At 29.1% G+C, this 13383-nt stretch carries 14 protein-coding genes and 1 pseudogene; 1 reads left to right on the top strand and 14 read right to left on the bottom strand.

The annotated features are described in order from the left end of the window. Window positions 1-807: 807 nt before the first annotated feature. The 5 genes from DR024_RS17535 to mobV (DR024_RS17520) form a co-directional block, all read right to left on the bottom strand. Window positions 808-1128 (bottom strand): hypothetical protein, encoded by a 321-nt coding sequence (locus tag DR024_RS17535; RefSeq protein ID WP_099314463.1) that lies wholly within the window; start codon window positions 1126-1128, stop codon window positions 808-810. Window positions 1129-1638: 510 nt separating this feature from the next. Continuing rightward, window positions 1639-2097: a hypothetical protein gene (locus DR024_RS17530; RefSeq protein ID WP_111919387.1), complete on the bottom strand. Its 459-nt coding sequence runs from the start codon at window positions 2095-2097 to the stop codon at window positions 1639-1641. Window positions 2098-2192: 95 nt separating this feature from the next. Beyond that, window positions 2193-2330 (bottom strand): hypothetical protein, encoded by a 138-nt coding sequence (locus tag DR024_RS17865; RefSeq protein ID WP_172458972.1) that lies wholly within the window; start codon window positions 2328-2330, stop codon window positions 2193-2195. A 15-nt stretch (window positions 2331-2345) separates the two neighbouring features. Further along, on the bottom strand, window positions 2346-3854 hold the full coding sequence (locus tag DR024_RS17525) for a hypothetical protein (protein WP_099314465.1): 1509 nt from the start codon (window positions 3852-3854) through the stop codon (window positions 2346-2348). Between the two features lie 247 nt (window positions 3855-4101). Then, the gene (gene mobV, locus DR024_RS17520; RefSeq protein ID WP_172458971.1) at window positions 4102-5118 is read right to left on the bottom strand and encodes a MobV family relaxase; all 1017 of its coding nucleotides are present in this window, start codon (window positions 5116-5118) and stop codon (window positions 4102-4104) included. 332 nt (window positions 5119-5450) lie between these two features. On the opposite strand from mobV (DR024_RS17520), the pseudogene DR024_RS18255 reads away from it, so the two are divergent. Then, a pseudogene (locus DR024_RS18255) lies at window positions 5451-5510 on the top strand (hypothetical protein); the annotation flags it as partial. A gap of 144 nt (window positions 5511-5654) precedes the next feature. On the opposite strand, the gene DR024_RS17510 reads toward DR024_RS18255, so the two are convergent. The 9 genes from DR024_RS17510 to DR024_RS17470 all read right to left on the bottom strand — a co-directional run. Further along, window positions 5655-6218, bottom strand: coding sequence for a hypothetical protein (locus DR024_RS17510; protein WP_146742892.1), 564 nt, complete (start codon window positions 6216-6218; stop codon window positions 5655-5657). 72 nt (window positions 6219-6290) lie between these two features. Then, window positions 6291-6692, bottom strand: a complete 402-nt coding sequence (locus DR024_RS17505) for an RNase H1/viroplasmin domain-containing protein (protein WP_111919379.1) — start codon at window positions 6690-6692, stop codon at window positions 6291-6293. A gap of 807 nt (window positions 6693-7499) precedes the next feature. Next, on the bottom strand, window positions 7500-7820 hold the full coding sequence (locus DR024_RS17500) for a hypothetical protein (RefSeq protein ID WP_099314463.1): 321 nt from the start codon (window positions 7818-7820) through the stop codon (window positions 7500-7502). Window positions 7821-8330: 510 nt separating this feature from the next. Next, window positions 8331-8789, bottom strand: a complete 459-nt coding sequence (locus DR024_RS17495) for a hypothetical protein (RefSeq protein WP_111919387.1) — start codon at window positions 8787-8789, stop codon at window positions 8331-8333. Between the two features lie 95 nt (window positions 8790-8884). Continuing rightward, window positions 8885-9022 (bottom strand): hypothetical protein, encoded by a 138-nt coding sequence (locus tag DR024_RS17860; RefSeq protein ID WP_172458972.1) that lies wholly within the window; start codon window positions 9020-9022, stop codon window positions 8885-8887. Window positions 9023-9037: 15 nt separating this feature from the next. Then, window positions 9038-10411 carry a hypothetical protein gene (locus DR024_RS17490; RefSeq protein ID WP_111919385.1) on the bottom strand — a complete coding sequence of 458 codons (1374 nt, stop codon included), beginning with the start codon at window positions 10409-10411 and terminating at the stop codon, window positions 9038-9040. 381 nt (window positions 10412-10792) lie between these two features. Next, on the bottom strand, window positions 10793-11809 hold the full coding sequence (gene mobV / locus DR024_RS17485) for a MobV family relaxase (protein WP_172458971.1): 1017 nt from the start codon (window positions 11807-11809) through the stop codon (window positions 10793-10795). Between the two features lie 536 nt (window positions 11810-12345). Then, window positions 12346-12909, bottom strand: coding sequence for a hypothetical protein (locus tag DR024_RS17475; RefSeq protein ID WP_146742892.1), 564 nt, complete (start codon window positions 12907-12909; stop codon window positions 12346-12348). A 72-nt stretch (window positions 12910-12981) separates the two neighbouring features. Continuing rightward, window positions 12982-13383, bottom strand: a 402-nt coding sequence (locus DR024_RS17470; RefSeq protein ID WP_111919379.1) for an RNase H1/viroplasmin domain-containing protein, incomplete at its 5' end; no start/stop codon positions are given.

Here is a 13383-nt window from a genome sequence, read left to right as displayed (position 1 = left end):
ATTCCTATTCACCCTCTACTTACTAAAAGTTAAAAAATAAGCTTATATTAATAATATATTTTTAAAACTTTATAGTAAATATAAAGGGGTCTTAACCCCTCTGCTCCAAAGTCGCATTCACCCCGCTTACCTTCAACTTGTAAGTCTTTATTTAAATTCAAGTTAACACTTGCAAGTAAAAGCCGAAGGCACTATCCCCCCAGAGAAAAGGAATACGGCTCGAAAGGACGCAATTCACCTATTGAATTATAGATGAAAAGCGAACTTCCGAACCACTCCTTTCCTCTGGAAGGCTTATCCCCCCGTCGAATTAGGTATCCGTTATCTTCAAGTTATCTATGCTTTTGAAGGTTCTACCCTTCCATAGCTTTAACAGTTATCCCAGTACCTTAATAAGGTACCCCACAACCCTAACTGCATACCATTTCTAGTATTTACTATGTCCCGTAGACTTTCGCCTACCAGTGTGGCTTAGGACATAATGCCTTTACAGACTATTTATCTCCTACGTTCCCCCGTCCGCTGTTTAACCTTATAACAATAATATAATTATGTTACTTAGGCTTATTGAGGTCTTGCTTGGACTTTTAACCCCTTAGGTATTGCTTATATAATAGACGTATATAAGCCACCCCATGTATTCTGCTCCGTAATTGGCTACATGTCACCCATCAGTTTATAGTGTATCTTACGTTTTCACTCATATAAATTTTAATGTTATCTCAACAGTTTTATATGCTCCTATTTAAGTTATAGGCAACTTCCTAGCTTAAAGTCTATAATCTTGGCTTGTCCATATTCTTTTTATTACTTTTCTAATTCATATTTTTCTTTAAATTCTTCTCTGCTTAAAGTAGTTATATATGCTTTTGGATTTGTACAAAATAGTTTCCCTATTATATACCCCCTTAATCCAACAACAAGATCATACCAACCATCTTCACTCTCCCTTACTGCTATAACTGGTACTCTTTTATGCCTTCTATACCACTTAAGATTAAAAATAGATATTCTAGAACTTAAATGTACATCTTCTACCAACCTAACTCTATTTATATCTATTTCTTTAAACTCCTCATGATCTATCTTTCTTGCCCATTCGTTATTAACTTTTCTTTCTTTTTCCATATAATCCAACTCCTATTTTTATAATAAAAAAAGCTTTTAAGTAAGGTTTTACCATACTTAAAAGCTTGAAATTTCTTCTTTAATCAGTTATACTTTATTCATAAATTTGAATAAAGTAAATTTATAAAGTAGCTTTGTTCCTTGGTTGTATGTGTGAGATATAACCTTGTAACTATCGTTACTTACTGTTAAAGTTCTTTTCTAACGGCTTTCTAGGTACTGGAATACCTTTAAAGTTTGGCTTATTTATAAGGCTGGAACCTTATAAATAAGAGTTGAATAAGAGCTTTTTTTATTTACTTTTTTATTAATTATATTTAAATTGTAATTGGTTAATTTACATAATGCAAGAAAAATATTGCTTAAATCTCTATTATGTAATTAAATATTTTTTAATTTTTAAAAAATTTTATACTTTTCTCATATTATACAATAACCTATTGCAAACCAATGCAATAGGTTATTTTTAATTATAATTTATATCCAAAAATATTTTAGCTACCTATAAATTTATTGATATGGCGTAAAATGTCCATATCTCCCCTTAAAATGCCCTAAATCTAATACATAACCCATTTGTTTAAATTTATTTGGTCTAATATCTAATACAGCATTTGGTAATGCTCCTACATCCCACTTAGAAAGTAATGCCTCATTATTATAATTAGACTCATCCCTTAATCTAATAGGTGTTCCACACTTTGGATTATCAAGAGTCATTTTTGTAGCACAATCCCAATCTTGTAGAACATGATCTTCTTGTCCTATTCTATCTGTAAACCATGTTATCCAACCTGAATACTTCCAAACAGTTGTTCCTTGTGCAAATCGTTGCTCTGGAAAATCTTCACCACCATCATTTATTACTTGTATTTCTTCTGTTCCAATATAATCTATTTTATATGACTCATTAACCCCATTATTAAGTATTTTATTAGGTAATCCCCTACCATCATAAGATATAATCATACCTGATTCAAGTTCTGGTAAAACAATATTATCTGATATTTTATTTCTTTTATTAGAGTAACCTCCAGATATTATTTCAATTTGTTCATTCTCATTTACCTTAATATTGTACCAGGCTCCATGTATTGAGGTATTTCTTCCTTCGCACTTACATTAATTACTCCAAATAATAAACTCATAGCAATAACTGAAACTGAAATCACACTTTTCCTTTTTAATACTTTTCTTCTCATTTATTCTCCATCCTTTCACTTATTATTTTTTATATAAAATAATTTTGCTCCATTTGATAATCTATATTGTCCATTATTTTCAACTATTGAAGTATCCTCATCCTCAATATATCTATAATGTTCTCCTGTCGCACCTAAAACAACATATTCTCTTAAAAATATTTTTTCTCCATCGTATGTAATATCACGCATAGAGCTTAATATCCCTTCATGATAAGTAACATACCTTATTGAAGATTTCTTTTTGTTTTTTACCTTATTTACAAATTCTCTTGCCACATCTTCATTTATATACTCTTCATCATTCATCACATAATTACTATTTAATTTAGCCATTTCCAACGTATATGGTATTTTTATATCTGATTCTATCGTTTCATCCTCTACTTGAATTGCATCCTCTGGATTATTCCCTATGCTACCTTCTGTAATTTCATCAGCTTTACTTGGATTCTTTGTAAACTCAATACATTGCTCTGATTCATATTCTTTAAGTAATTTCTTATCTCCTATAACATCTTCAATTATTGTAAAATACTTTAATAACCCATCCTTAGTTGAATATGCTTCTACAACTTTATTCTTTTCAATATCATATTTTATTACTTCTGCCGGATTGTACTGACTACCATCTTTCCCCTTAATATCCTTTGTCTCTGCAATATAATAAAGTTCATTATCATCAGTTCCAAATCTTACCTGACTTAAAGCCTTATAGTCACCCTTATTTATGTTCGGTGTTAAAGTAACATTACTCTCTAAATCTAGAATAGTTAATTTTGCATATCCTTCTTTCATATTTGAATGAATATAAGCTATTTTATTTCCTTTATTATTTATAGTAACAGCACCTACCATCTCATCAATGACTTTTTCATATATCTTATCTCCAGAATAAATATTATAAACAGTTATTGTATGTGGTGGTGTATTATAAACTTTATCTTCACTTTTGTTCATATTAAATTCTTCAAGACTATTTTGCATTTCTTTATTTGAATATTTAACACTAACTAAATAATCCCCTTTTACATCAAAATCCATTAGCATATCATCAGCGTTATCATAGTTGAAGAACTCATATTTATCACTATCCATATCATACTTAACTAATCCCATTGAATGCTCATTTTTCTTAGTTACACGTAAAAAAAGTAAATTACCTATAGATTGTATTGTATCTATACTATCCACTTCATTTCCAATTTTTGAAACCTTTGATTTTTTATTACCTAAATCATACTGAATCAGGTCTGATCTTCCTTTAGAGTTTTTAGTAGTATAATAAAGTGTATTTTTATAAAATGCACTTGTACTGAATGTATTGTGTTCATCAGTTCCAAGATTATAATTAACACCATCTAAATTTAATATGTAATGATCCTTCATGTCCTCTGTAACTTTAGTAAATATAATTCCCTTTCCTAAATTTTCTTCTTTATATTTTGTTTCCTCGCACCCAATGAAACTTAAAATAAAAATAATTCCTACAATTAAAATAAGTATTTTTTTCTCTATCTTCATAATACCTCCTATTTTAAAATATTATATTATTTTTGTAAAAAACAGTCAAATTATAACTTCTTTTACCATTAAAATAGACACTCTTTAATTTCGTTAAAAGTAATTTTTGCGAAGTCAAAGATCCTAACGGTTTTATGCCATTTGTAAGTCATGAAATTTTATAAAATTAAAGAATTTAGTTTAGTATTTCTAAATAAAAATAAGAAAAAGTAATATTTCGCGTATCCCTACGCGAAATATTACTTTTTTATCTTACCATTTGATTAATATTAGTTTTTACTTTAGGAGCTTTAGATTTATTCTCTATTAAATCCTTAGCCTTTAAATATTCTTCTTTAAACTCTGGACTTAAACTTGCAATTATTTTATTTGCCTTCTTAACTTTTGAGCTTAATTGTTTAACTTTATCTTTAAGTTCTCTATTCTCACACTTAATATTTTTAAGCTCCTTATTATCTCCTTCAAGCTCATTAACTGTTTTCTCCAAGCTCCTTATTTTATCTGCATTATATATTCCTTGTTTAGCTAGTTCTACTAGCCTTTCATAATCATCTTTAGATACAGTTACCTTTGATCCCATTAAGCTTTCCTTAACCTCAATAACATCTATATCTCCTGTACGTCCCTCAATGCTCTTAAATGACTCAAATTGCTTTTCTAGTATATGTATCTCCTCTTTAAGCTTCTCTGCCTTATATTTATGGATATCAAGGCTATTTTCGGTTTTACCAGACCCCCTGACAACATCATACCCTTTTTCTTGGAGATACTTAGGAGCTTCTGTATGTATTCTATTGATTCTTTCCTTCGTCATTACTACTCTTGCTTGTAATTTACCATTCTCTTTATTTACAGGTACAAAATGAAGGTGCATATGTGGTGCAGTTTCATCCAAATGTACTTTAGCTGATACAATATTCTCTTTTCCAAACTCATCACAGAAGTAATTATAAACCTCTTTTAAATATTCCTTTGATTTTTCTATTCCCCATTCTTCGGCTTGATCCTTAGGAACAGTAATTATATTCGAGTAATCAACCACAGAATTTTTTTGTATTCTGGAAACAGATCTTACTTCCTCAACTCTATCTTTTACTCTTTGATATAAATTCTTATTGCTATCAACCAAATCATAATTTAAATGGGTCTTATCTAAATCAATTTCTTCGTTAGTAATCTTCCCTTCTCGTTCCTGTTCTTTCTCTTTTCCCTTAATATCAGTTATCTTATTTTTTTGTGTATTCCAAGCGAACTCCATACTCATATTACCCCTCCGAATTAGCATACTCTTGCAGATATTTCATATCAAGAGTATAGCACGTTATACTCTTGCAAAGCAAGAACGTGCCATTGCATGGAGCTTAGTGTTAGGACTTCGTCCTAATTTATTAAACTATATTTCAGCTTAATTAGATTAGCAGCAATACAGTTTAATAAAAAAAATAAGTAAGTTATTTATTAACTTACTTATTTTCTTCTAAGAAATAATAAAGATACTCAAAAAGACGGTTGGTTTGAATTTGATAGTACATGTGACCATCACCACTTCAAACATGCCACCAAAAAAGGAAGGTTACTGTCCCTCATCCCAAAAAGGACTTACCAAAACCAACCGTAAGAAATATCTCAAAACAAAGTGTGATTAATTTATATTAATCTTATTATTTTAAATTATAGTCTATTTGTATCGTATATTAAAGTATCTTTCTTTTGATTTTATGAGCCTATATTTATTCCCCATTTTTATTAACTAAAAAATTCCGTTATTATATAAAGTATTTTACTCCTGGATTTGTAAACCTATTTTAAATATTTTTCTGTTACTTCATCTAGCAAACTATTTAATACTACCTGGTAAGATAAATGAGGATAAAGCTCTTTAACCTTATCTATCTTATCCCAAATTTCTTTATATAATCTTATAGTTTTAGCTACTGGCTTATCTTCATTTGAGTATATTTTTAATCCAAAATTATTTGTAACCACTTTAGAACCACTTTGTACACAAAGAACTTCCTTGAAGGCTTTTTCTAAATTATTAACTCTCTTATTAAGCTCTATAAATTCTATATTATCAGATAAACTAATTATATTATCATCTGTATTCTTGACTATTACTTGCTTTGATTGATGTTCGGGCATTTTAGAACCACTTTGTAACACAAATTGCCCATCCACCTTTTTTACGTTCTTTCTAGCTAATCTTTTACCAATAACTCTCTCATTTACTCCAAAGTCATTAACTTCTATGTCTTTCATAGTTCTACCTTTTAGTAGCTCTTTATTGATGTACTCAACAACTTCCTCTATAGACATTTCTTCATAAATCATAACCTTGTAACCACCTTGTAATTTTTTGTACACATAAACTATAACACTCTATACTATAAATTCAAAGAAATAAAAAGTGGGATTTACGCCCCACTTTTTCTGCTACTAAATAATCCATTCCATAATCATATTTTTTATAACAGTATCTTCTGTCATATTAAGTTTTACACATTTATTACTAAATGCATTATATAGATCCTTTGGAAGCTCAACAACTAAAGTTTCCTTGTTTCTATTACTTTTTGTTTTTTTCTTCTTCTGCTTAGCCACCTTTTTTACTTCTTCAATATTATCAATGCTTATTTCTTCCTGTATTTCATTATCTATACTATCACTTGATTTAATACTAATACCCAAATACTCTTCCGCTTCTTCTCTTGTTTTAAATCCTTTGTATTCTGAATCAAATCCTAAAACTAATTTAGAACATTCATCCCAACTCTCCAATATCACATTTTTAGTTCCCTTTTTTCCTCTCTTAATCGCATAAAACTTCTTCTTAGACATATTCCTATTCACCCTCTACTTACTAAAAGTTAAAAAATAAGCTTATATTAATAATATATTTTTAAAACTTTATAGTAAATATAAAGGGGTCTTAACCCCTCTGCTCCAAAGTCGCATTCACCCCGCTTACCTTCAACTTGTAAGTCTTTATTTAAATTCAAGTTAACACTTGCAAGTAAAAGCCGAAGGCACTATCCCCCCAGAGAAAAGGAATACGGCTCGAAAGGACGCAATTCACCTATTGAATTATAGATGAAAAGCGAACTTCCGAACCACTCCTTTCCTCTGGAAGGCTTATCCCCCCGTCGAATTAGGTATCCGTTATCTTCAAGTTATCTATGCTTTTGAAGGTTCTACCCTTCCATAGCTTTAACAGTTATCCCAGTACCTTAATAAGGTACCCCACAACCCTAACTGCATACCATTTCTAGTATTTACTATGTCCCGTAGACTTTCGCCTACCAGTGTGGCTTAGGACATAATGCCTTTACAGACTATTTATCTCCTACGTTCCCCCGTCCGCTGTTTAACCTTATAACAATAATATAATTATGTTACTTAGGCTTATTGAGGTCTTGCTTGGACTTTTAACCCCTTAGGTATTGCTTATATAATAGACGTATATAAGCCACCCCATGTATTCTGCTCCGTAATTGGCTACATGTCACCCATCAGTTTATAGTGTATCTTACGTTTTCACTCATATAAATTTTAATGTTATCTCAACAGTTTTATATGCTCCTATTTAAGTTATAGGCAACTTCCTAGCTTAAAGTCTATAATCTTGGCTTGTCCATATTCTTTTTATTACTTTTCTAATTCATATTTTTCTTTAAATTCTTCTCTGCTTAAAGTAGTTATATATGCTTTTGGATTTGTACAAAATAGTTTCCCTATTATATACCCCCTTAATCCAACAACAAGATCATACCAACCATCTTCACTCTCCCTTACTGCTATAACTGGTACTCTTTTATGCCTTCTATACCACTTAAGATTAAAAATAGATATTCTAGAACTTAAATGTACATCTTCTACCAACCTAACTCTATTTATATCTATTTCTTTAAACTCCTCATGATCTATCTTTCTTGCCCATTCGTTATTAACTTTTCTTTCTTTTTCCATATAATCCAACTCCTATTTTTATAATAAAAAAAGCTTTTAAGTAAGGTTTTACCATACTTAAAAGCTTGAAATTTCTTCTTTAATCAGTTATACTTTATTCATAAATTTGAATAAAGTAAATTTATAAAGTAGCTTTGTTCCTTGGTTGTATGTGTGAGATATAACCTTGTAACTATCGTTACTTACTGTTAAAGTTCTTTTCTAACGGCTTTCTAGGTACTGGAATACCTTTAAAGTTTGGCTTATTTATAAGGCTGGAACCTTATAAATAAGAGTTGAATAAGAGCTTTTTTTATTTACTTTTTTATTAATTATATTTAAATTGTAATTGGTTAATTTACATAATGCAAGAAAAATATTGCTTAAATCTCTATTATGTAATTAAATATTTTTTAATTTTTAAAAAATTTTATACTTTTCTCATATTATACAATAACCTATTGCAAACCAATGCAATAGGTTATTTTTAATTATAATTTATATCCAAAAATATTTTAGCTACCTATAAATTTATTGATATGGCGTAAAATGTCCATATCTCCCCTTAAAATGCCCTAAATCTAATACATAACCCATTTGTTTAAATTTATTTGGTCTAATATCTAATACAGCATTTGGTAATGCTCCTACATCCCACTTAGAAAGTAATGCCTCATTATTATAATTAGACTCATCCCTTAATCTAATAGGTGTTCCACACTTTGGATTATCAAGAGTCATTTTTGTAGCACAATCCCAATCTTGTAGAACATGATCTTCTTGTCCTATTCTATCTGTAAACCATGTTATCCAACCTGAATACTTCCAAACAGTTGTTCCTTGTGCAAATCGTTGCTCTGGAAAATCTTCACCACCATCATTTATTACTTGTATTTCTTCTGTTCCAATATAATCTATTTTATATGACTCATTAACCCCATTATTAAGTATTTTATTAGGTAATCCCCTACCATCATAAGATATAATCATACCTGATTCAAGTTCTGGTAAAACAATATTATCTGATATTTTATTTCTTTTATTAGAGTAACCTCCAGATATTATTTCAATTTGTTCATTCTCATTTACCTTAATATTGTACCAGGCTCCATGTATTGAGGTATTTCTTCCTTCGCACTTACATTAATTACTCCAAATAATAAACTCATAGCAATAACTGAAACTGAAATCACACTTTTCCTTTTTAATACTTTTCTTCTCATTTATTCTCCATCCTTTCACTTATTATTTTTTATATAAAATAATTTTGCTCCATTTGATAATCTATATTGTCCATTATTTTCAACTATTGAAGTATCCTCATCCTCAATATATCTATAATGTTCTCCTGTCGCACCTAAAACAACATATTCTCTTAAAAATATTTTTTCTCCATCGTATGTAATATCACGCATAGAGCTTAATATCCCTTCATGATAAGTAACATACCTTATTGAAGATTTCTTTTTGTTTTTTACCTTATTTACAAATTCTCTTGCCACATCTTCATTTATATACTCTTCATCATTCATCACATAATTACTATTTAATTTAGCCATTTCCAACGTATATGGTATTTTTATATCTGATTCTATCGTTTCATCCTCTACTTGAATTGCATCCTCTGGATTATTCCCTATGCTACCTTCTGTAATTTCATCAGCTTTACTTGGATTCTTTGTAAACTCAATACATTGCTCTGATTCATATTCTTTAAGTAATTTCTTATCTCCTATAACATCTTCAATTATTGTAAAATACTTTAATAACCCATCCTTAGTTGAATATGCTTCTACAACTTTATTCTTTTCAATATCATATTTTATTACTTCTGCCGGATTGTACTGACTACCATCTTTCCCCTTAATATCCTTTGTCTCTGCAATATAATAAAGTTCATTATCATCAGTTCCAAATCTTACCTGACTTAAAGCCTTATAGTCACCCTTATTTATGTTCGGTGTTAAAGTAACATTACTCTCTAAATCTAGAATAGTTAATTTTGCATATCCTTCTTTCATATTTGAATGAATATAAGCTATTTTATTTCCTTTATTATTTATAGTAACAGCACCTACCATCTCATCAATGACTTTTTCATATATCTTATCTCCAGAATAAATATTATAAACAGTTATTGTATGTGGTGGTGTATTATAAACTTTATCTTCACTTTTGTTCATATTAAATTCTTCAAGACTATTTTGCATTTCTTTATTTGAATATTTAACACTAACTAAATAATCCCCTTTTACATCAAAATCCATTAGCATATCATCAGCGTTATCATAGTTGAAGAACTCATATTTATCACTATCCATATCATACTTAACTAATCCCATTGAATGCTCATTTTTCTTAGTTACACGTAAAAAAAGTAAATTACCTATAGATTGTATTGTATCTATACTATCCACTTCATTTCCAATTTTTGAAACCTTTGATTTTTTATTACCTAAATCATACTGAATCAGGTCTGATCTTCCTTTAGAGTTTTTAGTAGTATAATAAAGTGTATTTTTATAAAATGCACTTGTACTGAATGTATTGTGTTCATCAGTTCCAAGATTATAATTAACACCATCTAAATTTAATATGTAATGATCCTTCATGTCCTCTGTAACTTTAGTAAATATAATTCCCTTTCCTAAATTTTCTTCTTTATATTTTGTTTCCTCGCACCCAATGAAACTTAAAATAAAAATAATTCCTACAATTAAAATAAGTATTTTTTCTCTATCTTCATAATACCTCCTATTTTAAAATATTATATTATTTTTGTAAAAAACAGTCAAATTATAACTTCTTTTACCATTAAAATAGACACTCTTTAATTTCGTTAAAAGTAATTTTTGCGAAGTCAAAGATCCTAACGGTTTTATGCCATTTGTAAGTCATGAAATTTTATAAAATTAAAGAATTTAGTTTAGTATTTCTAAATAAAAATAAGAAAAAGTAATATTTCGCGTATCCCTACGCGAAATATTACTTTTTTATCTTACCATTTGATTAATATTAGTTTTTACTTTAGGAGCTTTAGATTTATTCTCTATTAAATCCTTAGCCTTTAAATATTCTTCTTTAAACTCTGGACTTAAACTTGCAATTATTTTATTTGCCTTCTTAACTTTTGAGCTTAATTGTTTAACTTTATCTTTAAGTTCTCTATTCTCACACTTAATATTTTTAAGCTCCTTATTATCTCCTTCAAGCTCATTAACTGTTTTCTCCAAGCTCCTTATTTTATCTGCATTATATATTCCTTGTTTAGCTAGTTCTACTAGCCTTTCATAATCATCTTTAGATACAGTTACCTTTGATCCCATTAAGCTTTCCTTAACCTCAATAACATCTATATCTCCTGTACGTCCCTCAATGCTCTTAAATGACTCAAATTGCTTTTCTAGTATATGTATCTCCTCTTTAAGCTTCTCTGCCTTATATTTATGGATATCAAGGCTATTTTCGGTTTTACCAGACCCCCTGACAACATCATACCCTTTTTCTTGGAGATACTTAGGAGCTTCTGTATGTATTCTATTGATTCTTTCCTTCGTCATTACTACTCTTGCTTGTAATTTACCATTCTCTTTATTTACAGGTACAAAATGAAGGTGCATATGTGGTGCAGTTTCATCCAAATGTACTTTAGCTGATACAATATTCTCTTTTCCAAACTCATCACAGAAGTAATTATAAACCTCTTTTAAATATTCCTTTGATTTTTCTATTCCCCATTCTTCGGCTTGATCCTTAGGAACAGTAATTATATTCGAGTAATCAACCACAGAATTTTTTTGTATTCTGGAAACAGATCTTACTTCCTCAACTCTATCTTTTACTCTTTGATATAAATTCTTATTGCTATCAACCAAATCATAATTTAAATGGGTCTTATCTAAATCAATTTCTTCGTTAGTAATCTTCCCTTCTCGTTCCTGTTCTTTCTCTTTTCCCTTAATATCAGTTATCTTATTTTTTTGTGTATTCCAAGCGAACTCCATACTCATATTACCCCTCCGAATTAGCATACTCTTGCAGATATTTCATATCAAGAGTATAGCACGTTATACTCTTGCAAAGCAAGAACGTGCCATTGCATGGAGCTTAGTGTTAGGACTTCGTCCTAATTTATTAAACTATATTTCAGCTTAATTAGATTAGCAGCAATACAGTTTAATAAAAAAAATAAGTAAGTTATTTATTAACTTACTTATTTTCTTCTAAGAAATAATAAAGATACTCAAAAAGACGGTTGGTTTGAATTTGATAGTACATGTGACCATCACCACTTCAAACATGCCACCAAAAAGGAAGGTTACTGTCCCTCATCCCAAAAAGGACTTACCAAAACCAACCGTAAGAAATATCTCAAAACAAAGTGTGATTAATTTTATATTAATCTTATTATTTTAAATTATAGTCTATTTGTATCGTATATTAAAGTATCTTTCTTTTGATTTTATGAGCCTATATTTATTCCCCATTTTTATTAACTAAAAAATTCCGTTATTATATAAAGTATTTTACTCCTGGATTTGTAAACCTATTTTAAATATTTTTCTGTTACTTCATCTAGCAAACTATTTAATACTACCTGGTAAGATAAATGAGGATAAAGCTCTTTAACCTTATCTATCTTATCCCAAATTTCTTTATATAATCTTATAGTTTTAGCTACTGGCTTATCTTCATTTGAGTATATTTTTAATCCAAAATTATTTGTAACCACTTTAGAACCACTTTGTACACAAAGAACTTCCTTGAAGGCTTTTTCTAAATTATTAACTCTCTTATTAAGCTCTATAAATTCTATATTATCAGATAAACTAATTATATTATCATCTGTATTCTTGACTATTACTTGCTTTGATTGATGTTCGGGCATTTTAGAACCACTTTGTAACACAAATTGCCCATCCACCTTTTTTACGTTCTTTCTAGCTAATCTTTTACCAATAACTCTCTCATTTACTCCAAAGTCATTAACTTCTATGTCTTTCATAGTTCTACCTTTTAGTAGCTCTTTATTGATGTACTCAACAACTTCCTCTATAGACATTTCTTCATAAATCATAACCTTGTAACCACCTTGTAATTTTTTGTACACATAAACTATAACACTCTATACTATAAATTCAAAGAAATAAAAAGTGGGATTTACGCCCCACTTTTTCTGCTACTAAATAATCCATTCCATAATCATATTTTTTATAACAGTATCTTCTGTCATATTAAGTTTTACACATTTATTACTAAATGCATTATATAGATCCTTTGGAAGCTCAACAACTAAAGTTTCCTTGTTTCTATTACTTTTTGTTTTTTTCTTCTTCTGCTTAGCCACCTTTTTTACTTCTTCAATATTATCAATGCTTATTTCTTCCTGTATTTCATTATCTATACTATCACTTGATTTAATACTAATACCCAAATACTCTTCCGCTTCTTCTCTTGTTTTAAATCCTTTGTATTCTGAATCAAATCCTAAAACTAATTTAGAACATTCATCCCAACTCTCCAATATCACATTTTTAGTTCCCTTTTTTCCTCTCTTAATCGCATAAAACTTCTTCTTAGACAT

This window comes from Clostridium paraputrificum, assembly GCF_900447045.1.
In the GTDB taxonomy this organism is placed as follows: domain Bacteria; phylum Bacillota; class Clostridia; order Clostridiales; family Clostridiaceae; genus Clostridium; species Clostridium paraputrificum.
The sequence above is the reverse complement of the archived record's forward strand: the minus strand, read 5'-3'. Positions and strand labels throughout refer to the sequence as shown.

Bases quoted from the DNA above. Each gene is read 5' to 3' on its own strand.
- DR024_RS17535 (WP_099314463.1), bottom strand. From the start codon at position 1,128: ATGGAAAAAGAAAGAAAAGTTAATAACGAATGGGCAAGAAAGATAGAT.
- DR024_RS17530 (WP_111919387.1), bottom strand. From the start codon at position 2,097: ATGATTATATCTTATGATGGTAGGGGATTACCTAATAAAATACTTAAT.
- DR024_RS17865 (WP_172458972.1), bottom strand. From the start codon at position 2,330: ATGAGAAGAAAAGTATTAAAAAGGAAAAGTGTGATTTCAGTTTCAGTT.
- DR024_RS17525 (WP_099314465.1), bottom strand. From the start codon at position 3,854: ATGAAGATAGAGAAAAAAATACTTATTTTAATTGTAGGAATTATTTTT.
- mobV (WP_172458971.1), bottom strand. From the start codon at position 5,118: ATGAGTATGGAGTTCGCTTGGAATACACAAAAAAATAAGATAACTGAT.
- DR024_RS17505 (WP_111919379.1), bottom strand. From the start codon at position 6,692: ATGTCTAAGAAGAAGTTTTATGCGATTAAGAGAGGAAAAAAGGGAACT.
- DR024_RS17500 (WP_099314463.1), bottom strand. From the start codon at position 7,820: ATGGAAAAAGAAAGAAAAGTTAATAACGAATGGGCAAGAAAGATAGAT.
- DR024_RS17495 (WP_111919387.1), bottom strand. From the start codon at position 8,789: ATGATTATATCTTATGATGGTAGGGGATTACCTAATAAAATACTTAAT.
- DR024_RS17860 (WP_172458972.1), bottom strand. From the start codon at position 9,022: ATGAGAAGAAAAGTATTAAAAAGGAAAAGTGTGATTTCAGTTTCAGTT.
- DR024_RS17490 (WP_111919385.1), bottom strand. From the start codon at position 10,411: ATGAAGGATCATTACATATTAAATTTAGATGGTGTTAATTATAATCTT.
- mobV (WP_172458971.1), bottom strand. From the start codon at position 11,809: ATGAGTATGGAGTTCGCTTGGAATACACAAAAAAATAAGATAACTGAT.